The organism is Flavobacterium sp. (genome assembly GCF_040402835.1).
Classification (GTDB): domain Bacteria; phylum Bacteroidota; class Bacteroidia; order Flavobacteriales; family Flavobacteriaceae; genus Flavobacterium.
In genome coordinates, this window is record NZ_JBBALW010000009.1 from 44678 (window position 1) to 68883 (window position 24206).

Sequence of the window (24206 nt, forward strand, 5' to 3'; positions counted from 1 at the left end):
CATGAAGACAACCGTAAAAACACTAATAGTAACCCTTTTGTTATTGACCAGCACACTGATTTTTGCACAAAATCCAGGTGATCCTCCAGTAGATCCAGGGGTAAGCCCAATAAACGACTACCTAATTCCTATGTTATTAATAGGAGTCGCTTTCGGCTATCACTTGTTGAAAAAGAAAACGCAAGAAGTTTGATAAAGATAAAAACCACGCTGAGCGTGGTTTTTTTGTTACACAAAGGAAAAGGAAAAGGAAAAGGAAAAGGAGTTATGAGTTGTGAGTTATGAGTTATGAGTTATGAGTTATGAGTTGTAAGTTGTGGGTTGTGGGTTATCAACGTAAAACATATAACATATAACCTAGAACATATAACTAAAAAAATCAACACCCATTTCCTCTATCGATTTTAAGACATTTGACTTTTTTTCTTAACCGAAAAGAACACAAAGAAGGAAAGTATTTCTATTTTGTCAATCTGAATTTATTTCAGATTCTGATTTCATTGAGATGCTGAAACAAGTTCAACATGACACTATCACGAGTGGATTAATTAGTCCCGATAGCTATCGGGATTCGTGTTCCTTTTTTTAGTCTAATGTCTATTCGTCTATTATCTCTTCATCTTCTTTCGTCTCTCATCTCATCGTCTCTTATCTCATCGTCTCTTATCTATTAGTCTAATTTTTTAACCACAAAAGGCATAAAAGTAAAACAAAAGAAACAAAAGTTAAACCGCAGATGCGCAGATTTTTTAATTAGTGATAATTCTTGGGATTCGTGTTCCTTTTTTTAGTCTAATGTCTATTCGTCTATTATCTCTTCATCTTCTTTCGTCTCTCATCTCATCGTCTCTCATCTATTAGTCTAATTTTTTAACCACAAAAGGCATAAAAGTAAAACAAAAGAAACAAAAGTTAAACCGCAGATGCGCAGATTTTTTAATGAATTTCATAAAAAAACCAAGCTCAAGGCGTGGTTTTAATATAAACAAAGAACTTGTATTTTAGTTATCTCTAATTACGTGAGCTACTCCAGTGATGGTATGTGAACCTGTGGAATTAGTAAAGGCACCATTGAATGTAATATCAATGTACTGTCCTACTGCACCAACGCTACTTAAATTGAACGAAACCGTATTAACCGTTTGAACATTAATAGGTCCTGTATCTGCTGACTCAATAGAAAACATTGGAGTAGTATAGATTCCTGGTATATTGGTGTTTCCAAACAAATAGAAACCTTGAGTGGTGTTGGGTGCCACGGTACTATAAGCAGAAATAGATAATCCATTAGTGGTTCCAGAGGCTGTTCCTCTTCCAGACGCCGTAATATTCGCAATAATATATTTTATAGGATTGGAATCGATACGATAGGAAATAAACTCTGAAATGGTATTACAAGCAGTTAAATTACCCACATTGGTTATCGGATTCGTAAAGGTATAATTTATAGAATTGGTAGTTTGTAGGTTATCATAGTCAAAACCTTGTAAACTAAATCCAGAATTGGTAGCACTACAAACTAACATTGTAAAACTAAAAGAGGCATTTGTAACCGTAGCTAAGATGTTTTGATTTCCATACCGCATTAATACATATCCGTTGGTAACATTAGTTCCATCGCATTTGAGTAGGTTTCCTTGAACCAATGTCGATTGAATTGTAGAATTTGCGATTACTAAGTTTGGTAAGGTCGTATCCGCAGCAAATGGTCCAATGGAAGTAGTACTCACACTATTTCCACAGGAATCATACACTATCATCGTTAAGGTTTCGTTTGAAGGAACTAATCCGCAAACTTGCCCTTGATTGTTTGTAATTCCGCTAACAGTATAGGTATTTGAAGCTCTTCTGATACCAACACGAACATTTGCTAGAGGCGTACCATTTGAATTTACAACAGTAACACACAATCTAATCATTGGAAATTGCGCATCGCAGTTCCACCATGAAAAGTGCGAAACGGTACCTACATATTTTGTTCCTTGCTTAGTAGCGACGCCTTCTTCTTTCCAATACCCTAGCGTTTCGTCAAAATGCCAAAGTGGAATTGTAGTAGGTGAAGATGCTAATTGTGATGTAGCGATTGGCATTTCAATTTGAGCCGTAGTAGAAAGTTGCAATTTTTGTGATGCAGCTCCTCTCAACTCAATATTCATCATTCCATACGTTTCTAAAACTCGCTCTTCACCGCTTGAATTCACTGCCAATAGCATTCCTGGCATTTTATCAACCGTGGTGGCATCTGAAGGGTCTAAGTGTTTCATAATTACACTTACCGCACCAGAATAAGCCATGCCAGTTGTTGTTTTAAAATTACCATCAAAGGTAACTTTTGCACCATTTGTTAAGGAAACACTTCCTGAAGTTCCTGAATTTACTGTGCCTACTATAGTTCCTGATAAAAGTGTAATTTTAAGATTGTTCATTCCGCTAGTAGGAACCAACGAACGAGAACCATCTAAATAGCCTGTTTTTTTAGCTGTTACAAAAGCAAATTTTTCATGAACCGTGGCATTATTAATAATGAAAACACCATTTACATCAGTTGTAGCTGTTTTATTTGAAATAGTTATAGCTACATTAGACAAGGGAATATTGTTTTCATCAATAATTTGTCCACTAAAATTTTTTGATACTTCACTTCCAAAGTTTAAAGGAGTATCGATTGAATTTCCATTGTTCCCAGAATCATTACTGCAACTGCTGAATAAAAATGGAAGCAACAAAACCAAAAGAAAAAGTTTTTTTGAAATCATAATGTCTTTATTAAGAGGTTAATAAGTATCAAATATAAATAAAAAATATTATTTACTTACCAATTCACTTATTAATTTAGTAAGTGCTGCATTTTCTTCCTTATTCAAATTAGGCGCTACTGTTTCGAAATAGGTTTTCACATTCGGATTTTTCAACAATAATCTGATTTTTTCTCTGCCAAATTTTGAGAATTGCCATTTATGACTGATTAGAGAGTTTACTAAAAAAGGAAATACATTTTTGTCTTTATCATTAATAAAAAGTAGGTTTTCTAAAGCATTTTGACGAATCGAACTTTCATATTTTGGTGAACAATAACTTAACAATTCATCATAAAATTTAGCTTTCTTATCCAATTCATACTCTTTTGTTCCAAGTGCTAAAGTCAGCCACAAAATTCGTAGGTTTTTATCGTTGAAACCAACCCAATTATTTGATTTTTCGAGATATTTTATTTGGTCTTCTGGAAATTGCGACCATAATGAACTTAATGCTACCTCTCTAGTTATATACGACTTATCATCTAATAAAGTCTCGAATTCAACTTTGAATTCTAACGGGATTTTAGGAGTTGTATTTGCAATTGCCTGCCGGACATTTATCTCATTTGTAGCCATTGCCAAACGAAATATAATTGCTTTATCAGCAAATGAAACATTCTGAATTTGATAAATAATTTCTTCTTTTATAGAAAAATACGCATCCGATTGCATTGTTTTTACAAAGAGTTCTTGCTTGTCTATAAACGGCTTATTTTTAAGTTTCTGAATTTCGAATAATGCCTTTATAGATGGATTTACAGACAGTAATTCAGTAGCTTTTTGGTTGTCAAAACCATGACTTTCCAACCATTTTATTCTAAAAGCATCCACATCGTATTTGGAAACTTTTCTTATTTCATCCAAGAAATCAGCTGTAGTTACATTTTTAAAGGAATACTTTTTCAAATAGTTTTGAACCGCTTTCTGAAAAACCTTAGCTCCAACTCCTTCTCGCAAAACGTGCAAAGCCCATGCTCCCTTTTGATAAAACGATAAAGAACTTGCTTTTTCATTCAAAATCGGAATCGTATCTGTTTTAGAAACCGACTTCAATTGCTGCGAAATGGAATACATTTTATAATAAAAATAATCGGCACCAAACACTTCTTTTTCAGCCAATAAAGCGTAATACGTTGCAAATCCTTCCTGCAACCAATGGTGTTTTCCACTTTCCGTAGTTACCAAATCACCAAACCATTGGTGCGCCAATTCGTGTGCATTTACGTTCACATAATTTTTATCTTCAAACCCAATTTCATCAACGACGAAATCTCTTGAAAAAACTGTTGCCGAGGTATTTTCCATTCCGGCGTACAAAAAATCACGAACGGGAATTTGCTTATAAACTTCCCAAGGGTACTTCACTCCTATTTCTTTTTCAAAAAAATCAAAGATAGTTTTAGAATACCGATACGTTGGTTCAAGCTTAGAAACATCCTCGTTTTCGATATAAAATTGCAATGGAATTCCACTTTTAGATTTCTCGTTTTGAACCTCAAATTTCCCAATAGCAAGCATCAAAAGGTAACTGCTCATTGGTTTTTTCATTCTATAATGCCAGTCAATTGTAGTGGAATTGACTGTTTTATTATCTAAAATTCCATTGGAAATTACTTGAAAGTTTTTATCAAAATTCACATCCAAATTGAAAATTACTTTTTCATTGGCATCATCAAAACTTGGAAACCAATTGCTCGTATATTTTCCTTGCCCTTGCGTCCAAATTTGAAGGTTTTCATCGGCACCAACAAAATACAACGCTTGCTTTGGCTTGACCAAATAATTAAAGGTCAAGGTGTTTTTACCTATTTTATAACCTTCAAAAAGGGCGATTTTCTTTCCTGAATTTTTATAAGTAACAACACAATTGTTAATTTGTAAATTCGTAAAAGTCATATTTTGAGCATCAATTTTAATAGTATCTATTGCGCTCGTGACTACAAAATCATAGGTTACTTCCCCAGAAACTAATTTCTCAATTGGATTGATTTCAATTTTACCCAAAACCGATTTGAAAGCAACAAATTTGGTTTGCTGGGCAAATGAAAAAGCGGAAAATAACAAGATTAAGTATTTCATTTATTATCGTTCTTCGTACATTTTTAATAATTGCGTCACCGTATTCCAATTCCGAATTGTTGCCGTTAGATTCAGTTTTTTCTCAATATATTTTTGGTCTAACCTTGTTTTTCCTGCACCAATATCATATTTTATAAAGATTCTTGTTCCGTCAATTCGGGCTTCATCAGGCTTGAATTGACTAATTTTTAAATCATTGATATTTTCACTTCGCAACTCTTTGGACACAAAAGCAACGTATAATTTTTTGACATCTACCTCTTTGTCTTTCAAAAAAGTATTGTTGATAAAACAAGCCTCTAAATCGGATTTTCCGATAACAATTATAGGCACATCATGACCAAAAACCTTGAAAATTTCTTGCTTAATTACAAAACCAACTTTGGCAGCACTTTCCTCATCGGTATCCACAAAAACATTTCCCGATTGAATGTAGGTTTCCACGTTTTGAAAACCTATTTTTTCTAATGTAGTTTTCAAAGCATCCATTTTTATCATATTATGCCCAGAAACATTGATACCACGAAGAAGTGCGAGATGAGTTATCATTATTTATATATTTAATGTTTCAAAGATATTGTGTTTGTGCTATATTTCACAATAATAGTTAAAATACTTATTCCTACACATTTTCAAATTTCCAAACAAAAAACTATCTTCGCAAGATGCAAAATAATCTACTTCAAACTCCTATAGAATACTTGAAAGGCGTTGGCCCTCAACGGGGGGATTTGTTGCGGAAAGAATTGGGCATTCACAAATACCAAGATTTAATCAATTTTTATCCCAATCGGTATATTGACCGCACCCGCTATTATAAAATCAATGAATTAGATAATAATAGTACTGAAGTTCAATTGATTGGAAAAATAATAAACATAAAAACTATTGAACCTGCCAAAGGGAAAAAACGATTGGTAGCTACTTTTGTAGATGAAACCGGGCAAATGGAATTGGTTTGGTTTCAAGGTCAAAAATGGGTTCGAGAGAGTTTAGAATTGAATGTTCCTATCGTAATTTTCGGAAAATGTGCGTCATTTGGAAGTGTCTATAACATGGCACATCCTGAAATTGAGTTACTTGCAGAACACGAACAAAGTTTGCGCTCGGCGATGCAACCCGTTTATCCTTCTACGGAAACGCTATCAAATCGTGGGATTACTAACCGCGTGGTTAACAAATTAATGCAGCAATTGTTTCAAGAAACACAGGCATTATTTTCGGAAACCTTGCCTGATTATCTGATGAACGAGCTGAAATTAGTTTCCAAAAAAGAAGCGCTTTTCAACATTCATTTTCCAAAAAGCGGAGAAGCATTGGCGAAAGCCCAATTCCGATTGAAATTTGAAGAATTGTTTTTCATCCAATTGCAATTAATTACTAAAAACCTAGTTCGCAAACATAAAATTAAAGGGCACGCTTTTGAAAAAGTAGGCGAATTATTCTCCGATTTTTTTGCCAATCACCTGCCATTTGAATTGACGAATGCACAAAAAAGAGTCATCAAAGAAATCCGAAATGATATGGGTTATCCTGCCCAAATGAATCGATTGTTGCAAGGCGATGTGGGTTCTGGAAAAACAATTGTGGCGTTTATGAGTATGCTTTTGGCATTGGATAATGGCTTTCAAGCCTGCTTGATGGCACCAACGGAAATACTCGCAAACCAACATTTTATAGGTTTGTCAGAATTAGCAAAAACACTAAATATTAACATTAAAAAGCTAACTGGTTCTTCCAAAACTGCAGAAAGAAAAATCATTCACGAAGAGTTAGAAAACGGAACGTTACAAATCCTAATCGGAACCCATGCCCTATTAGAAGACAAGGTGAAATTTCATAATTTAGGATTGGCAATTATTGACGAGCAACACCGTTTTGGCGTCGAGCAACGCTCTAAATTGTGGAAGAAAAACGACATTCCGCCACACGTTTTGGTGATGACCGCAACGCCAATTCCAAGGACTTTGGCGATGAGTTTGTACGGCGATTTAGACATTTCATTGATTGACGAATTGCCGCCGGGCAGAAAACCAATTCAAACCGTGCATCGTTACGATTCGAATCGGTTGAATGTTATGGCGTTCGTTAGTGACCAAATAGCTTTAGGACGACAAATTTATATGGTTTACCCCTTGATTCAAGAATCCGAAAAAATGGATTTCAAAGATTTAATGGACGGCTACGACACCATTTCTCGAGATTTTCCGCTACCAAAATACGCCATTTCCATTCTTCACGGAAAGATGAAAGCTGCCGAAAAAGATTTCGAAATGCAACGATTTTCCGAGGGAAAAACGAATATTATGGTAGCGACAACTGTTATTGAAGTGGGCGTAAATATCCCCAATGCCAGCGTTATGATTGTGGAAAGTGCCGAGCGCTTTGGACTCTCACAACTGCATCAATTGCGGGGTCGTGTGGGTCGTGGCGCCGATCAAAGCTACTGTATTTTGATGAGTTCCCACAAACTATCCAACAATAGCAAGACCCGAATGGACACGATGGTACGCACCAACGATGGCTTTGAAATTGCCGAAGTCGATTTGAAACTTCGTGGACCCGGCGATTTAATGGGTACCCAACAAAGTGGCGTTTTGAACCTTCAAATTGCCGATTTGGTTCGTGACAGAGACCTCCTTTATTTGGCTCGAAACTACGCCGTGAAAATCCTAAAAGAGGATGCACCTCTTGAAAAAAAAGAGCATTTAGTAATGCGAGCGGTATTTATAGAAATGACCAAGCGCAAGAATATTTGGAATTATATCAGTTAAAAATAGTATATTCTTATTTCTTTTTTAGTGAGTTATCCTCTCTAATTTAGAGTTTCAATTCCCACTTTTGGTTTTGAACACCTTCGGTATTATAAATTTATTAACAAATATTCCTTTTTAATTCAAATAGTTAAAGTTTACTTTTGTAAAAAATTTAAAATAATGGCAAGGTTCAAAGAAAATGATTTACCAAAATCAAAAATCACCAAAAGCTCTTTAAATAAAGCAATTTTAATTTTTAAATATGCTGAAAATCACAAATGGAAATTTTATGTAGGATTGATTTTCCTATTATTGACAGGCGGAACGGCATTGGCTTTTCCAAAATTGATGGGAATGTTAATCGATTGTGTCAAAAATAAAGACAACAGCCAAGCTAATTTTATTGCTGGTGGACTTTTAGTAATTTTGTTTTTACAATCTATTTTTTCCTTTTTCAGATTGTCATTATTCGTGAATTTTACAGAAAATACATTGGCAAATTTACGATTGGCATTGTACAGTAATTTGGTAAAACTACCAATGACTTTCTTCTCACAAAAGCGTGTCGGGGAATTAAACAGTCGTATAAGTTCTGATATTACTCAAATTCAAGACACATTAACTTCTACAATTGCAGAGTTTTTAAGACAATCAATCTTGATTATTGGTGGAGTTGCGTTACTTGCCAACGAAAGTTTTAAACTGACCTTATTAATGTTATCCGTTGTTCCTTTAGTAGCTGTTGCCGCCGTTATTTTTGGTCGATTTATTAGAAAATATTCTAAAAAAGTACAAGATCAAGTTGCGGAAAGTCAAGTAATTGTTGAAGAAACGATGCAAGGAATTAGCATTGTAAAGGCTTTCGCTAATGAATGGTACGAAATTGCACGTTATAATGGTAAGATTAAAGAAATTGTAAAAATCGCTATCAAAGGTGGAAAATACCGTGGCTATTTTGCTTCTTTTATTATATTTTGTCTTTTTGGAGCTATTGTTGCCGTAGTTTGGTTTGGTGTTCGATTGAGCATTAGCGGCGAAATGAGTGTTGGGCAATTGATTTCATTTGTATTGTATTCTACTTTTGTAGGGGCTTCTTTTGGTGGAATTGCTGAATTGTATGCTCAAATCCAAAAGGCTGTTGGTGCAACAGAACGTGTTTTTGAATTATTAGAAGAAATTCCTGAAAAAATAAAAGACACCCTTTCTGATTCCGATGCTAAAATTAAAGGAGACGTAAGTTTCAAAAATGTCGCTTTCTATTATCCTTCCAGAAAAGAAATCCAAGTTTTAAAGGAAGTTAGCTTCAATGCAAATTTTGGTCAAAAAATAGCAATTGTCGGACCAAGTGGAGCAGGAAAATCAACAATAGCTTCTTTATTATTGCGTTTTTATGATATTAATGGTGGCGAAATCAGCATCGACGGAAAAAATATTTACGATTATGATTTAGAAACCCTTCGTGGAAATATGAGTATTGTACCGCAAGATGTTATTTTATTTGGAGGTACAATTCGTGAAAACATTGCTTATGGAAAACCAAATGCTACTGAAGATGAAATAATTAAAGCTGCAAAACAAGCTAACGCCTATCAATTTATCAAAGGATTTCCTGAGAAATTTGAAACTATTGTTGGAGAACGAGGCATTAAACTTTCTGGAGGTCAACGCCAACGAATTGCCATTGCAAGAGCATTATTAAAAAATCCAAGCATCTTAATTTTAGACGAAGCCACGTCTTCATTGGATAGTGAAAGTGAAAAATTAGTTCAGGAAGCTTTAGAAATTTTAATGGAAGGAAGAACAAGCATAATAATTGCGCACCGTCTTTCGACCATTCGCTCGGCGGATCAAATTATCGTTTTGGATGATGGAACAATCAAAGAGCAAGGCACGCACCAAGAATTAATTGCCTTGGAAAATGGAATTTATAAAAACTTGAGTAATTTACAGTTTAATAATTTTTAGAGAAAAGTTTAAATATAAAATTAGAATATGGAAATATGGCGGTTTAAAAGCTGATTACTAATAGCTGACCACTGACAACTTTTTATTTCCCTTTTCTTCTGTCTCGTTCCGCTTTAATCAATTTTAATTCTCTGCTAGTTTGTCCCGCAACAGAAGTGTTTTCCTCAGCACGACGAATTAAATACGGCATCACATCACGAACAGGTCCAAAAGGTAAATATTTTGCATTATTATAACCATTTCCAGCCAAATTATAACTGATATTGTCGCTCATTCCGTACAATTGTCCAAACCAAATTCTTTGATCTTTTTTGTCAATGTTGCGTTCTTGCATAAATTCCATCAACTTATAAGATGACAATTCATTGTGAGTTCCAGCAAAAATTGACATTCTATCAATATTTTCAATCATATAATGTATGGCAGCATCATAATTTTCATCCGTCACTTCTTTCGATTCGCAGATTGGTGTTGGATAACCTTTTTCTTCGGCACGCAAATTCTCTTTTTCCATATACGCGCCACGAACTATTTTCATTCCAATGTAAAAACCTTCAGAATTGGCTTGCTGGTGCAAATTTTTCAAATAATCCAAACGATCCCAACGGTACATTTGTAAGGTATTGAAAACTATCGCTTTATCTTTATTGTATTTTTGCATCATTCGCGTAACCAAATTGTCGGCGGCATCTTGCATCCAACTTTCTTCAGCGTCAATTAATAAGGGTACATTTTTGGTATGGGCTTCACTACAAACCAAGTCAAAACGAGCTTCTATCCTAATCCATTCGGCAGTTTCCTCTGAAGATAATTCTGATTTATTTCCTACTTTTTCATACAAATCCAATCTTCCAAAACCAGTTGGTTTAAAAACTGCAAAAGGAATTGCTTGTCGCTCTTTGGCAAATTCAATTGTTTTTAAAGTCATTTTCAATGCTGCATCAAACTGCTCTTCCTCTTCTTTTCCTTCCACAGAATAATCCAAAACTGAAGAAACCCCTTTTGTGAACAATTTATCCACCACCGAAAGGCAATCCATTTCATTCACACCACCACAAAAATGGTCAAAAACAGTCGCTCGAATCAAGCCTTCAACTGGCAAATGTGCTTTGATAGCGAAATTGGTAACCGCGGTTCCAATGCGAACTAACGGCTGATTATCAATCATTTTAAAAAGAAAATAAGCTCTATCGAGTTCGGTATCACTTTTTAAAGAAAAAGCAACTTCAGTATTGTCAAAAATTTTTTCCATTTGTATCCTAAATAATTATGCAAATATAAGAACACAATCATTATTTTTAATCAAAAATTACCTTATTTTGCAGTATTAAATGTAATACTATTCACATCTTTAAATATGCAAACAATTTTAGCAAATGGCTATTCTGTAATTTTCAATGAAGAAGGTTACAAAGCACTAAATAATCACCTTTCTGAAAACAATTATTCCAATATATTTATTATTGTAGATAGCAATTCCAATGAAGTTTGTTTGCCAAAATTACTGCCTTATATTGCTACCGAATTGACCATTGAAATCATCGAATTTGAAGCCGGTGAAGTCAATAAAAACATAGAAACCTGCATTCAAATTTGGAGCGTTTTAACGGATTTAGGCGCAGATCGAAAAAGTTTAATTATCAATTTAGGTGGTGGCGTAGTTACTGATTTAGGCGGTTTTGTGGCATCAACATTCAAACGTGGAATCGATTTTATAAACATCCCAACCACATTATTATCAATGGTTGACGCTTCTGTTGGCGGAAAAACAGGCGTTGATTTAGGAAATTTAAAAAACCAAATTGGTGTAATTAATACTCCGAAAATGGTTCTAATTGACACCTCTTATTTGGAAACGCTTTCGCAAATGGAAATGCGTTCTGGATTGGCTGAAGTTCTGAAACACGGATTGATATTTGATATAAAATATTGGAAACAATTTTTAGATTTATCAAAATTAGATTTTGCCGATTTCGATACTATAATATACGATTCCATTAAAATTAAAAATGAAATTGTAATGCAAGATCCAACGGAACAAGGAATTCGAAAAGCATTGAATTTTGGTCATACTTTAGGTCACGCCATTGAAAGTTATTTTTTAGAAAATGAGAATAAAAAAACCTTGTTACACGGCGAAGCAATTGCCATTGGAATGATATTGGAAAGTTATATTTCAATGCGAAAAAACTTAATTTCTGCTGAGGAATATTCAGAAATTAAAACCACCATTACTTCTATTTATGAAGCCGTATTATTTGAAGAAAATGACTTAAATCCAATCTTAGAATTGCTTATTCACGACAAGAAAAATGAATACGGAACCATAAAATTTGTATTGTTAGACGGAATTGGTAAGTTTATTATGAACCAAGAAGTTGAAAATGAATTAATTATGGATGCTTTTTTAGATTACAAATCTTAAAAAAAAAATCCTTTTGATTGTAAATCAGAAATAATATTTTTTTACATTTGTCATGATGAATAAAAAACAAAATACAACCAACTTTTCCTTTTCAAAAAATGAGACGAATAAGGCTTTCAAAGCATTATTGAATCGTTATTTTGCAATAAATGGGTTGCTGAATTTTGATAAATTGAGACATTCAATTATATATGATGATAAACTGCAAATCATCTATGCAAATATCCGAGTTTGAAAATTAGATAAACTAAATTAATACATTTTTTTTAATCTAATTTACTGATATATAAATGAATACAAAATATTCTGATTTAATAAATCAAAATTATTATTTCCCTCAAGAAGAATTTACACTCAATAAAGACAACCTTCAATTTCACGATATCGATTTGATGAGATTAGTAGAAGAATACGGAACGCCTTTAAAATTCACGTATTTACCTCAAATTTCAAACAACATCAAAAGAGCCAAAAACTGGTTCAAAATTGCGATGGATAAAAATAACTATAAAGGTAAATATTACTTTTGTTATTGCACGAAAAGTTCTCATTTTGAATATGTAATGAACGAAGCGTTCAAAAATAATATACACATAGAAACGTCTTCGGCATTTGACATCAATATTGTTGAAAATTTGATGCAATCTGGGAAAATTAACAAAAGTACGTATGTGATTTGTAATGGTTTCAAAAGAGACCAGTACATAAAAAACATTGCGCGTATCATCAATAACGGACATAAAAATACGATTCCAATAATAGATAATTATGAAGAATTGGATTTGCTTCAAGCGCAAATAAAAGGAAAATTTAAAATTGGAATACGAATTGCTGCTGAAGAGGAACCAAAATTTGAATTTTATACGTCAAGATTGGGAATTGGATACAAAAATATTGTGCCGTTTTATAAAAAACAAATCCATGAAAATAAGAAATTGGAACTTAAAATGTTGCACTTTTTTATCAATACAGGAATCAATGATAACGCGTATTATTGGAACGAATTGGTCAAATGTATCAAGGTTTACGTAGCTTTAAAGAAAGAATGTCCGAGTTTAGATAGTTTGAATGTAGGTGGTGGATTTCCAATAAAAAACTCCTTAGCATTTGAATATGATTACCAATATATGATTGACGAAATTATCAATCAAGTGAAAATTGCGTGTGACGAAGCGGAAGTTGCCGTTCCTAATATTTTTACAGAATTTGGTTCCTTTACCGTTGGAGAAAGTGGCGGTGCTATTTATCAAATTTTGTATCAAAAACAACAAAATGACAGAGAAAAATGGAATATGATTGATTCGTCTTTTATTACCACTTTACCTGATACTTGGGCTATTAACAAGCGTTTCGTGATGCTTGCAATTAATCGTTGGAATGACACTTATGAAAGGGTTTTATTGGGAGGAATGACCTGTGATAGCGATGATTATTACAATTCCGAACAAAATATGAATGCTATTTATTTGCCAAAATACAACAAAGAAAAACCATTGTACATTGGATTTTTCAATACGGGCGCCTATCAAGAAACCATTGGTGGTTTTGGCGGATTGCACCACTGTTTGATTCCAGAACCTAAACATTTGTTAATCGATCGTGATGAAAATGGAGAATTAACTACAACTATTTTTTCTGAACAACAAACATCAGATGACGTATTAAAAATATTAGGTTACGATAAAAAATAAAGTATTTCAACTATTTCATTTCATATAATTACATATAACATTGATTATTAGTATTTAAACGGATTTTAGGTTAATTATCACGAAATTCTTAAATAATAATTTAATATTGCAATGTAATTTAGAGTAATTCAATAACAGAAAATTATAAAAAAAATTGAATTTCAAATTGTTTATGAAATATAAAATTTGTTAATTTGAATCCATTAAAACTAAAAAATTAAAAATGAGTAAAGGACCTATTAGTCAGTTTATTGAGAAGTATTACCTGCATTTCAATTCTGCAACTGTTGTTGACGCAGCAAAAGCCTACGAGCAACAATTAGAAAAAGGTGCCAAAATGATGGTGACTTTGGCAGGTGCGATGAGTACTGCTGAAATAGGAAAGATTTTTGCAGAGATGATTCGAAAAGATAAAGTTCAAATTATTTCTTGCACGGGAGCCAATCTTGAAGAGGATATTATGAATTTGGTCGCTCATTCTCATTATGAAAGAGTTCCTAATTACAGAGATTTGACCCCTCAAGAAGAATGGGATTTGATGGAACGTGGTTTGAACCGTGTAACAGATACTTGTATTCCTGAGCACGAGGCATTTAGACGTTTGCAAAAGCACATTTTCAAAATTTGGAAAGATGCCGATGACAAAGGAGAACGTTATTTTCCTCATGAATTCATGTACAAAATGTTACTTTCTGGTGTTTTGGAAGAATATTATGAAATTGATTTGAAAGACAGTTGGATGTATGCTGCGGCTGAAAAAAACCTTCCAATTATCGTTCCAGGATGGGAAGATAGTACCATGGGAAATATTTTCGCTTCCTACGTTATCAAAGGAGATTTGAAAGCATCGACTGTAAAATCAGGAATTGAATATATGATTTATCTTGCTGATTGGTATCCAAAAAATAGTGCAAATGGAATTGGTTTTTTCCAAATTGGCGGAGGAATTGCGGGCGATTTCCCTATTTGTGTGGTGCCAATGTTATACCAAGATATGGAAATGCACGAAGTTCCGTTTTGGAGTTACTTCTGTCAGATTTCAGATTCAACGACCAGTTATGGTTCGTATTCTGGAGCTGTTCCAAACGAAAAAATTACTTGGGGAAAATTAGATATTCACACCCCAAAATTTATAATAGAATCGGATGCTACCATTGTAGTGCCCTTAATTTTTGCTTATTTGTTAGATTTATAATAGAATTTTATGAAAAGAGTTATTGTTGATTATGCCAAACTAACCAATGAAATCTTGAACTTATTAGTTGATAAATTTCCTGATGGGTATGATGAATCAGATATTATTCGATTTAAAAACCACAAAGATGAAACTATCGAAGCCGTTGAAGTTAGGACTCAAGACACTATATATTTGGTAAAAATTAGTACTAAGTTGTCTGAAAGACTTATTAATTTTGAGGATGAAGAAGATATTATTGTGCCACTAGACACTATTAAAGAAATTGAACTTGAAGAAGAAGAGGAAACAGAGGAAGAAGAGGAAGTAGATTTAGCGAAAGACTCGGAAGATTCAAGCGATAGCGGTGACGACGATGATGACAATGATGAAGATAATATTGCCGACGATGAATCGGATGACGATGACGATGATGAAGACTAACTAAATGATATAAAAAAGGAACTCAATTGAGTTCCTTTTTTATATTAAAACACTTACAAATACCTTTCGGCAAATATTTTTTGGTGGTGTTTTTGATGTCCAATAATGATAAAACCAATTGCTCGAACAGAAACCTCTTTATTTGAAGCAATTCCAATTTTAGTGAGTTGTTCCTGAGAAAAACTATTAAAAAGTGACAAAGTAGCTTGGCGAACAACCGCCAATTCAGTTAATAATCCTTGCAAATTCCTGTCATTTCCATTTGAATTATCTACATACTCATTTTCATTAAAACCCGGCAAAGGAGTTTTGTCATTTCTTGAAATTCGTAACGCTCGGTAACTAAAAACACGTTCAGAGTCAATCAGGTGCTGGATGATTTCCTTAATCGTCCACTTCCCTACTTCATACCGATAATCGAATTTATCCATTGGAATATTTTGAACAAATTTGATGAATTCGTGTAAGCAAATTTCCAATTCTTCAATTAATTCAACATCTTCAAGGACTTGAATGTACGATTTGTAAAAATCTGCATATTCATTTATTGGTAATTGATTTGATTTCATATTTGTTATTTAAGCTGAATTTCTACTTGCATTAGTATTTCCAAAAAGCGAACGCATTACAATTTTTTCATATACTTTAATGAGCGATTCATTTGGGTTTTTACTCTTATTTTGCTCGTGAATTTTTGAAAGTGCATATTGTTGAATCGTCAATAACGGTTTCACAATGGCTTCCCTTGTTTCAATTGACGCTTTCCCGTCAGGATAATTTTCCATCAATTCTTTATGTCCTGCAATTTTCAATAACAAACGTTTGGTTTCGATAAATTCATCATAAATAATTTGCCAAAAGGCTCCAAATTCAGGATCTTCTTTCATATAAGCTGTCAATGGGAAAAAGGATTTCGCCAATGACATCATACTATTCTCTAAAAGTGTTCTAAAAAACAAAGAATTAAGATACAAATTCTGAATTTCATCCCACTTATTAGTATCTTCAAAATGCTTTAAAGCTGAACCTACCCCAAAGAAACCCGGAACATTTTGCTTCAATTGACTCCAAGAACCGACGAATGGAATAGCCCGTAAATCAGCAAAATCAAGCTTTTCAGACTTCCCTCTTTTTGAAGGACGACTTCCAATATTGGTTTTGGCATAATAATTTAACGTGCTCATTTGCTCCAAATAAGGAATGAATTTGGGATGATTTTTGAAATCTATGTATTTATTAAAACCTATTTCCGCTAATTCATCTAACATATTTTTTTCTGAAGAGGTCAATAAATTTGAGCCGTCATCGAAAATTTTGTTGGAAACACCTGCACTCAAAAGGTTTTCTAAATTATAACGACAAGAATCTAATGTTCCAAAATTAGAACTAATCGTTTGCCCCTGAACTGTAATTTGAATTTGTTCGTTTTCAATATTAGAACCTAAAGAAGCATAGAATTTATGAGTTTTTCCACCTCCACGCGCTGGTGGCCCGCCTCTACCGTCAAAGAAAACTACTTTAATTCCGTGTTTTCTTGACATTGTCGTAATATTTTCCTTTGCCTTGTAAATACTCCAATTGGCCATTAAATAACCACCATCTTTTGTACCATCAGAAAAACCCAACATTACTGTTTGCTTGTTTCCTCGACTTTTAATATGATTTAAATAGGTTTCATTGGTATACAATTGCTCCATCACAAGATGTGCTTTTTGCAAATCATCAATGACTTCAAAAAGTGGAATAATATCAACAGTTGGCTGTTCCCAATCACACAAACGGAATAAAGCGAATGTTTCCATTACCTGAATTGCACTTTCACAATTGCTAATAATATAACGATTGCTTCCAAATTCACCGTTTTTTTCTTGGATAGATTTCATCGCATAAATTGAAGCCAAAGTAGATTTAGTCATTTCATCTTGATAATCATCTGGATGTAATTCATTGCTTAATTGAGAAACGATTGCTAACTTCTCGGTTTCATTTGATAAATAATATAATTTTTCGTTTGGTAAATTCCCTTTTTGAACAGCATTTTCTAAAATAATTTTGATAACACCGTTGTGAATTTTACTGTTTTGACGAATATCTAATGAGGCAAAATGAAACCCAAAATGGTTCACTTTATTCAATAGTGAATTTAAATCATCTAAATATAACGATTGATGTTGCTCAATTACAATTGTTTTAATTTGGTGTAATTTAGTTTTAAACTCCTCTAAAGTAATGTAAATTTCCCCTTGAGAATAAAAAACAGAACGGTAAATTTTATATTCAAGTTCTGCTATCAAAGTATCTACATTTGAGAACGTTAACTTTCTTTTTAATTTTCTAATATCGATATAATAACACTTCAAAATTGATGTCCTTAGTCGCTCTGCTACATTCAAAGAAATTGACGTAGTTACAAATGGATTCCCGTCTCTGTCACCTCCAGGCCAAAACCCTAAATTGAAAATTGGGTTGTTGATTTCATTGTCTTGAAAAATATTCTTTTGCAAATACAACATCATTTCGCCAATAGTTTCGTAGAATACATTTTCCAAATACCAAATCAAACTTACCGCTTCGTCAAAAGGCGTTGGTTTTTCTGATTTTATAAAAGGGGTTTTTCCTAATTGCGATAATAATTGTTTGATTTTAAGTAAATCATCTTCCCTGATTGCATCCGTTAAATCAGTAATAATTCCTAAAACTGTTCCCGGGTAAAATTGCGTTGGATGTGCAGTTAAAACTGGCCTTACATTGAAATTACCCAAGAAATCTTTGAGTTCATTGGTCTTTTCTTTTTCTTCCGCCATTTCTTTAATATCACGCAACGAACCTCTTCCTTCCAAGTTATTAACCACCGAAAACGCAGCATCTTCAATCGCATCAAAAAGCACAATTTGTCTTTCAATATATTGAATAAAACGAAACATCAAATCGATTCGTTCTAATTCAGGTGCGTTGTCCATGTATTTAGTTGCAAAGAAATCTACAATCTGAATTGGCGTTTCTTGTTTTTTAAACCCTTTTTCGCATACTTCTGTAAATAAAGGCAACATAACACCCGTATTATCGATGGCGTCAAAAGGAAGCGTCAGAAAGAGGCTGTTGTAAACTTGGTATTTTGAGAGAACATTCTGGTTGAACCGTTCAATTTTTGGAAGCGTATACATTTTAGTTGTTGTTGTTGTTGTTGTTGTTGGTTGTTGTTGGTTTTTGTTGAAAAATAAGCAATAAAAAAGCCCCAAGAATTTACTTGAGGCTTTATAAAATAAAATTTTATAACGCTACAAGTTTTTGAAAATCGTATGCATTAAACGTTTTTTATCATTCAAGCTTTCGTCAAGTGAAATCATAGTTTCAGTTCTATAGACTCCTTCTATATCATCTACCATGAAAATTACATCTTTAGCGTGCTTGGTATCTTTTGCTCTAATTTTACAGAAAATATTGAACTTTCCAGTAGTTATGTGCGCAACTGTTACGAAAGGAATTTCGTTAATACGCTCCAAAACAAATTTTGTTTGTGAGGTATTATTAAGGAACACACCAACATAAGCGATGAATGAATATCCTAATTTTTCGTAATCTAAGGTCAATGACGACCCCATAATTATACCTGCATCTTCCATTTTTTTCACTCTTACGTGAACGGTACCAGCAGAAATCAATAATTTCTTTGCGATATCAGTAAATGGAACTCTTGTATTATCAATCAACATGTCTAAAATTTGATGATCGACCTCATCTAAACGGAACTTGCTCATAAGTTGGTTTTTTAATGTACTTTAATTTATTTTAATAACTATTTAATAATTCTTACAAAAACACAAAAAAGACTAAAATTTTATCAATCCATTTATGATTTCAGTGCTTTTTCCTAAAGAAAAATTTGCTTTTTGACCTAATTTCGGAATATTTCCTTCTAAGTTTTCACACAAAGCTTCTTTCGCATCGTATTCAAAATGTCCAGAAAAACCCTTTAAATCTCCCATGTCAGCAATATACGCATTGAATAAAAGCTGCTTGTCAATTAATTCTTCTTTATATTGAATTGCAAAATTCGTAATAAATTTGTTATTATCATAATTAATTTTGATATTTTTATAAATAAAATCATAAAAACAGATTTTATTATGAGGAATATTCAGATAATCTTCAATTTTGTTGACAACTATATCGTTTTCGTAAATATAATTTAAACCCGATAAAAGTGCTATAAAAACATATTTTCGAGTTATTTCTCTATCGTAATCATCTTGAAAATGACCTGCTTCAATTAAAATTGTTGGGACATTTAAAGATTGAAAAGTATCGCCCACACAATTTATATTAAATGAATCGCAAAAACGTCCCACCTGATTAGGAATAAACTCTTGCAAGACTACATTCATAGCCACAATTACATCAATGGCTTTGGCCCGAACCGCATTAATTTCTCTAGCTTCATTAAACGATGGCGCAAGAAAAGATACTGTAGCAGGTTTAGTAATTTTGTCTCCAATGCCAAAAATAGTGCGCTGATCATGTAGATTATAACAATAATCTGGCTTGAAATTTTCAAATACTTCCCTTAATATAACACTTTCCGGTTGAGAAAGCGCTTGAGAATCTCTATTCAAATCTACTTTATTGGCATTTTCTCTTGTATATAGAAAAGCCCCATCAGGATTTAGCATTGGTAAACAACAAAAAGTAAACGTTGTTAACAATTTATTTGCCAATTCAGAATTGCTATTCAACAAATTTAAAAAATCAAAAAGTGCTTTTGTAGTTGTACTTTCATTTCCGTGCATTTGCGACCAAAGCAAAATTCGTTTTGAACCAGTCCCTAATTGGTATTTATAAATTGGTTTTCCAAGTACAGAATGACCGATAATTTGGACTTGATTATTAGTATTAAACTTTGCTAATAATGGTTCAATAACTTCCAATGTGAGGTAACGCCCAAATAAATACGGCTCTTTAAATTGACTGAATAATTTCTCGAAATCCATAGCTTTAAATTTGATTTACAAAAGTAAACATCTTTATATTTACAATTGTAAACAAGAAAAAGGAATGGCTTGTTTAATTTTGTAAACGATTTAACTCCCTTAATCACCAGTTCTGCTATTGCTATAATTAACAAATGTTACTTTTTTAATATATGTAATTCAAATAACCTATAATCAGTATTTTAAATGCATTCATATCATCTATTAAATTATCAATAAATGTTAAATATTTACGATTTACATCTGTAATATTGCGTGTTTGCCTCTTTTTATTTACATTTGTAAAGTAGGACTTATAAAAGACAATTTACAATGTTAAACACCGATGATTTCATTAAAAGACTTGAGTTACTATTGGATTATTATAGCTTAAATGCTTCCGCTTTTGCCGATAAAATTGGTGTGCAGCGTTCCAGTTTGTCCCATTTGCTTTCAGGTAGAAACAAGCCGAGTTTGGATTTTATATTGAAAATATTAGACGTTTTCCCAGACGTAGATATGTATTGGATTTTAAATGGTAAAGGAAATTTCCTGAAAAATTCAGACGAAAAGAGAACTGAAATTATCGCTGAAAAAACAATTTCTGCACCTACTCCAATTCCACAAAATCATACTACGGAAAATTTATTTAGCCCGACTGAAATTCCTGACGTTAAAAATATAATAGAAAACAACAAACCTATTACAAACGAAAACATCACAATCTCGACAAGTTCAAATGAAATTGACAAAATTGTGATATTCTATAAAAATGGAACTTTTAAAGATTATAGCCCCTCAGAATAATTATTTTACGTCAAAACTATATTCGGGTACTTTTCCTTTTGTATCGACAAAATGACATGTTAGAATTTTCAAATCCTCGTCGATAGCACCAGTTGGACGAAATGGTTTTCCCAAACGGACTTCTTTTTTACCAAAATCAAAAGCTACAGGAATTATTGGGACATTTGCTTTCATTGCTATATAATAAAACCCTGTTTTTAACTCTGTTACTTTCTTGCGAGTGCCTTCGGGAGCAATTGCCAATCGAAATATTTGCTTGTTTTTAAAAACTTCTGCAACGGCATCTACTTTATTCAAACTCCCTTTTCTGTCCAAAGGTGCGCCGCCCATATATCGAAAATACCAGCCAAATGGAAAGCCAAACAATTCTTTTTTACCCAACCAATTCATCTCAACCTCTGTAATTCCTCTAGTAAAAATTCCTAAATAGAAATCGTGCCAACTCGTATGTGGAACAACCATTAATACACATTTAGTGATTTTTTCATCAATTTCGCCAACGATTTTCCATCCCATTAATCGGAAAAAAATCCATTTGTAAATTTGTTTCTTCATTCTTAGTAATTTTGAGTAAAAGTAACATTAATCTCTTGTTTTTAATAGAAAAATAATGTGCGATTAGAAAGAAGATTAAAATATGTCGAAAGTCATAAGTCCTAAAGTCGAAAGAAGATTAAAGACATTAGACGAAAAGATAATAGACAAAGAGATAATAGATTTTTTCAAAATTTGAGCTAATTAGTATAATTCGTGGCAAAAAAAATCTGCAAATCTGCGGTAAAACTTTGTTTCTTTTGTTTTTCTTATATTCCTTTTGTGGTAAAAACCTTTTGCGTTCCTTGCGTAAACCTTTACGCCCTTTGCTGTTAAAAAAAAATGTGCTAAACCCCAAACTTTATCCCAAAAAAAAAATCCCCGCAATTGCGGGGATTTCTATATAAAAATCAAGAAATTATTTTTTCTTCTCGCTTTTTTCCATTTTAGCTTTCAAACCAGCAAGAATATCGTTGTTATCCCCTAACGTTGCAGCTGATGCATTATTATTAGTGGCAACAGCTTCAGCAACAGCTTTCACATTTTTCTCTTCTTCTTCACGGAAGATAGCAGTGTGAGATGCAACTACTCTTTTAAATTCTTTGTTGAATTCAATTACTTTAAATTCAGCTGAATCTCCTTTTTTCAATTTCTTACCGTCTTCTTTTTCAAGGTGTCGTGTAGGAATGAAAGCAACGATATCTTCTCCGAATTCTACAGTAGCTCCTTTGTCAACAATTTCAGAAATTTCACCTGTGTGGATCGTTCCAACAGCGAATGAATCTTCATATTGATCCCAAGGATTAGCAGTAGTTTGTTTGTGTCCTAAAGATAATTTACGACCATCAACATCTAATTCTAATACAACTACGTCAAGTTTTTCACCAACATTTACAAATTCAGATGGATGTTTGATTTTCTTAGTCCAAGAAAGATCAGAGATATAAATCAATCCGTCAATTCCTTCTTCTAATTCTACGAAAATTCCAAAGTTTGTAAAGTTTCTAACAATACCTGAATGTTTAGAACCTACTGGGTATTTAGCAGTGATATCTGTCCAAGGATCTTGAGACAATTGTTTGATACCCAATGACATTTTACGGTCGTCTCTGTCTAAAGTTAAGATTTGAGCTTCAACAATATCTCCCACTTTCACGAAATCTTGAGCCGAACGCAAATGCGTAGACCATGACATTTCAGAAACGTGGATTAAACCTTCAACACCTTCAGCAACTTCAATGAAAGCACCGTAATCAGCGATTACAACCACTTTACCATTAACTTTATCACCAACTTTCAAGTCAGCATTCAAAGCGTCCCATGGGTGTGCGTTCAATTGTTTCAATCCTAATTGAATTCTTGTTTTCTCATCATCAAAGTCAAGGATAACAACATTCAATTTTTGATCTAATTCCAACACTTCACTTGGGTGGTTAATTCTACTCCAAGAAAGGTCAGTAATGTGAATCAATCCATCAACACCACCTAAATCAATGAACACACCATAAGAAGTAATGTTTTTAACAACACCTTCTAATACTTGTCCTTTTTGCAATTGACCGATGATTTCTTTTTTCTGGATTTCAATATCCGCTTCAATAAGCGCTTTATGAGAAACAACTACGTTTTTGAATTCGTGGTTAATTTTCACAACTTTAAATTCCATCATTTTATTTACATATACATCATAATCTCTAATTGGTTTAACATCAATTTGAGATCCTGGTAAAAACGCTTCAATTCCGAAAACGTCAACGATCATACCACCTTTAGTTCTGCATTTTACGAAACCAGTAACAATTTCTCCAGTTTCATTAGCACTAATAACTCTATCCCAAGATTTAATAGTACGTGCTTTTCTGTGAGACAATACCAATTGACCTGTTTTATCCTCACGGATGTCAATTAATACTTCAACTTTGTCACCAACTTTTAAGTTTGGATTGTAACGGAATTCGTTCAATGAAATAACACCTTCCGATTTTGCATTGATATCAACGATAACGTCTCTATCTGTAATTCTAACTACAACTCCATCTACAACTTCTTCTTGATCGGTGTCAATAAAAGTTTCAGAAACTAATTGTTCAAATTCTTGCAAGTTTTTTTGGTCAACTGCATCAATACCTTCTTCAAAGTTGTGCCAGTTAAATTCTGATAAAAACTGCTCTTGTGATTTTAATTGTTCAGACATGCTGATAAAAAATTTGTATTCTGTATTTTCTCGAGTTTCTTAATGCGAAAGAAAACAACAGAAGTTGTTTGATTTAATTGACAATCCCAAATAGAAACTCTTATTCACTATTAGGGTTGGCAAAAGTAATTCTTTTTTCTGTATTCACAAAGTTTTTTCCACAAAACCAATACGCTAATTATCAATACTATAAATCATTTGAATTTGGAGCGAATTGTCCCCGCATTTTTGCCATTGCAATTCCCGCTTTCGGCTATATCTCTTCGCTTCGCTGCGAGGATACCGCCTCAATCGGGGCTGAGAGATTAATTGTTTTATATTTTGGCTTTAAATAAAACTGATGTTGAATAATTAAGACTACATTTGAAAATA

At 33.0% G+C, this 24206-nt stretch carries 18 protein-coding genes; 8 read left to right on the plus strand and 10 right to left on the minus strand.

Annotation, left to right across the window (positions count from 1 at the left end; translation table 11 throughout):
* Position 1: 1 nt before the first annotated feature.
* The gene (locus tag AC9UEH_RS04660) at positions 2 to 193 is read left to right on the plus strand and encodes an Fjoh_0651 family PID-CTERM protein (protein WP_509528953.1); all 192 of its coding nucleotides are present in this window, start codon (positions 2 to 4) and stop codon (positions 191 to 193) included.
* An 808-nt stretch (positions 194 to 1001) separates the two neighbouring features.
* On the opposite strand, the gene AC9UEH_RS04665 is transcribed toward AC9UEH_RS04660, so the two are convergent.
* From AC9UEH_RS04665 to AC9UEH_RS04675, 3 genes are read right to left on the minus strand one after another with little or no spacing between them, the layout of a single operon-like run.
* Positions 1002 to 2756 (minus strand): hypothetical protein, encoded by a 1755-nt coding sequence (locus AC9UEH_RS04665; RefSeq protein WP_509528956.1) that lies wholly within the window; start codon positions 2754 to 2756, stop codon positions 1002 to 1004.
* Between the two features lie 48 nt (positions 2757 to 2804).
* Positions 2805 to 4877 (minus strand): M1 family metallopeptidase, encoded by a 2073-nt coding sequence (locus AC9UEH_RS04670; protein WP_509528958.1) that lies wholly within the window; start codon positions 4875 to 4877, stop codon positions 2805 to 2807.
* Positions 4878 to 4880: 3 nt separating this feature from the next.
* Complete coding sequence (locus tag AC9UEH_RS04675) at positions 4881 to 5426, minus strand: DUF1697 domain-containing protein (RefSeq protein ID WP_509528961.1); 546 nt, start codon at positions 5424 to 5426, stop codon at positions 4881 to 4883.
* 116 nt (positions 5427 to 5542) lie between these two features.
* On the opposite strand from AC9UEH_RS04675, the gene recG reads away from it, so the two are divergent.
* Positions 5543 to 7651: an ATP-dependent DNA helicase RecG gene (gene recG / locus AC9UEH_RS04680; protein WP_509528964.1), complete on the plus strand. Its 2109-nt coding sequence runs from the start codon at positions 5543 to 5545 to the stop codon at positions 7649 to 7651.
* Between the two features lie 162 nt (positions 7652 to 7813).
* Positions 7814 to 9598, plus strand: coding sequence for an ABC transporter ATP-binding protein (locus tag AC9UEH_RS04685; protein WP_509528966.1), 1785 nt, complete (start codon positions 7814 to 7816; stop codon positions 9596 to 9598).
* Positions 9599 to 9680: 82 nt separating this feature from the next.
* On the opposite strand, the gene AC9UEH_RS04690 is transcribed toward AC9UEH_RS04685, so the two are convergent.
* Entirely contained in the window at positions 9681 to 10850 is a 1170-nt protein-coding gene (locus AC9UEH_RS04690; protein ID WP_509528969.1) for a proline dehydrogenase family protein, read from the minus strand.
* 105 nt (positions 10851 to 10955) lie between these two features.
* Between AC9UEH_RS04690 and aroB the strand changes: the two genes are divergently transcribed.
* The 4 genes from aroB (at position 10956) to AC9UEH_RS04710 (ending at position 15332) form a co-directional block, all read left to right on the plus strand.
* Positions 10956 to 12023, plus strand: coding sequence for a 3-dehydroquinate synthase (gene aroB / locus AC9UEH_RS04695; RefSeq protein ID WP_509528971.1), 1068 nt, complete (start codon positions 10956 to 10958; stop codon positions 12021 to 12023).
* Between the two features lie 290 nt (positions 12024 to 12313).
* A complete protein-coding gene (locus AC9UEH_RS04700) occupies positions 12314 to 13714 on the plus strand; it encodes a type III PLP-dependent enzyme domain-containing protein (RefSeq protein WP_509528974.1) in 1401 nt (466 codons plus the stop codon).
* 223 nt (positions 13715 to 13937) lie between these two features.
* Positions 13938 to 14909, plus strand: a complete 972-nt coding sequence (locus AC9UEH_RS04705; protein ID WP_509528975.1) for a deoxyhypusine synthase family protein — start codon at positions 13938 to 13940, stop codon at positions 14907 to 14909.
* A 9-nt stretch (positions 14910 to 14918) separates the two neighbouring features.
* Positions 14919 to 15332 (plus strand): DNA primase, encoded by a 414-nt coding sequence (locus tag AC9UEH_RS04710; RefSeq protein ID WP_509528977.1) that lies wholly within the window; start codon positions 14919 to 14921, stop codon positions 15330 to 15332.
* 53 nt (positions 15333 to 15385) lie between these two features.
* On the opposite strand, the gene AC9UEH_RS04715 is transcribed toward AC9UEH_RS04710, so the two are convergent.
* The 4 genes from AC9UEH_RS04715 to AC9UEH_RS04730 form a co-directional block, all read right to left on the minus strand.
* Positions 15386 to 15901, minus strand: a complete 516-nt coding sequence (locus AC9UEH_RS04715; protein ID WP_509528979.1) for a DinB family protein — start codon at positions 15899 to 15901, stop codon at positions 15386 to 15388.
* Between the two features lie 9 nt (positions 15902 to 15910).
* Positions 15911 to 18496, minus strand: a complete 2586-nt coding sequence (locus AC9UEH_RS04720) for a phosphoenolpyruvate carboxylase (RefSeq protein WP_509528982.1) — start codon at positions 18494 to 18496, stop codon at positions 15911 to 15913.
* A gap of 114 nt (positions 18497 to 18610) precedes the next feature.
* The gene (locus tag AC9UEH_RS04725) at positions 18611 to 19090 is read right to left on the minus strand and encodes an Lrp/AsnC family transcriptional regulator (RefSeq protein WP_509528985.1); all 480 of its coding nucleotides are present in this window, start codon (positions 19088 to 19090) and stop codon (positions 18611 to 18613) included.
* A 72-nt stretch (positions 19091 to 19162) separates the two neighbouring features.
* The gene (locus tag AC9UEH_RS04730; RefSeq protein WP_509528987.1) at positions 19163 to 20320 is read right to left on the minus strand and encodes a M14 family metallopeptidase; all 1158 of its coding nucleotides are present in this window, start codon (positions 20318 to 20320) and stop codon (positions 19163 to 19165) included.
* A 312-nt stretch (positions 20321 to 20632) separates the two neighbouring features.
* Here AC9UEH_RS04730 and AC9UEH_RS04735 point away from each other — a divergent pair, with 312 nt between their 5' ends.
* The gene (locus AC9UEH_RS04735; protein ID WP_509528989.1) at positions 20633 to 21106 is read left to right on the plus strand and encodes a helix-turn-helix domain-containing protein; all 474 of its coding nucleotides are present in this window, start codon (positions 20633 to 20635) and stop codon (positions 21104 to 21106) included.
* Here the strand turns inward: AC9UEH_RS04735 and AC9UEH_RS04740 are convergent, their stop codons facing one another.
* Together AC9UEH_RS04740 and rpsA are read right to left on the minus strand one after the other, a co-directional pair.
* Positions 21107 to 21661, minus strand: coding sequence for a 1-acyl-sn-glycerol-3-phosphate acyltransferase (locus tag AC9UEH_RS04740; RefSeq protein WP_509528992.1), 555 nt, complete (start codon positions 21659 to 21661; stop codon positions 21107 to 21109).
* A 397-nt stretch (positions 21662 to 22058) separates the two neighbouring features.
* Complete coding sequence (rpsA, locus tag AC9UEH_RS04745; RefSeq protein ID WP_509528994.1) at positions 22059 to 23834, minus strand: 30S ribosomal protein S1; 1776 nt, start codon at positions 23832 to 23834, stop codon at positions 22059 to 22061.
* Between the last annotated feature and the right edge of the window lie 372 nt (positions 23835 to 24206).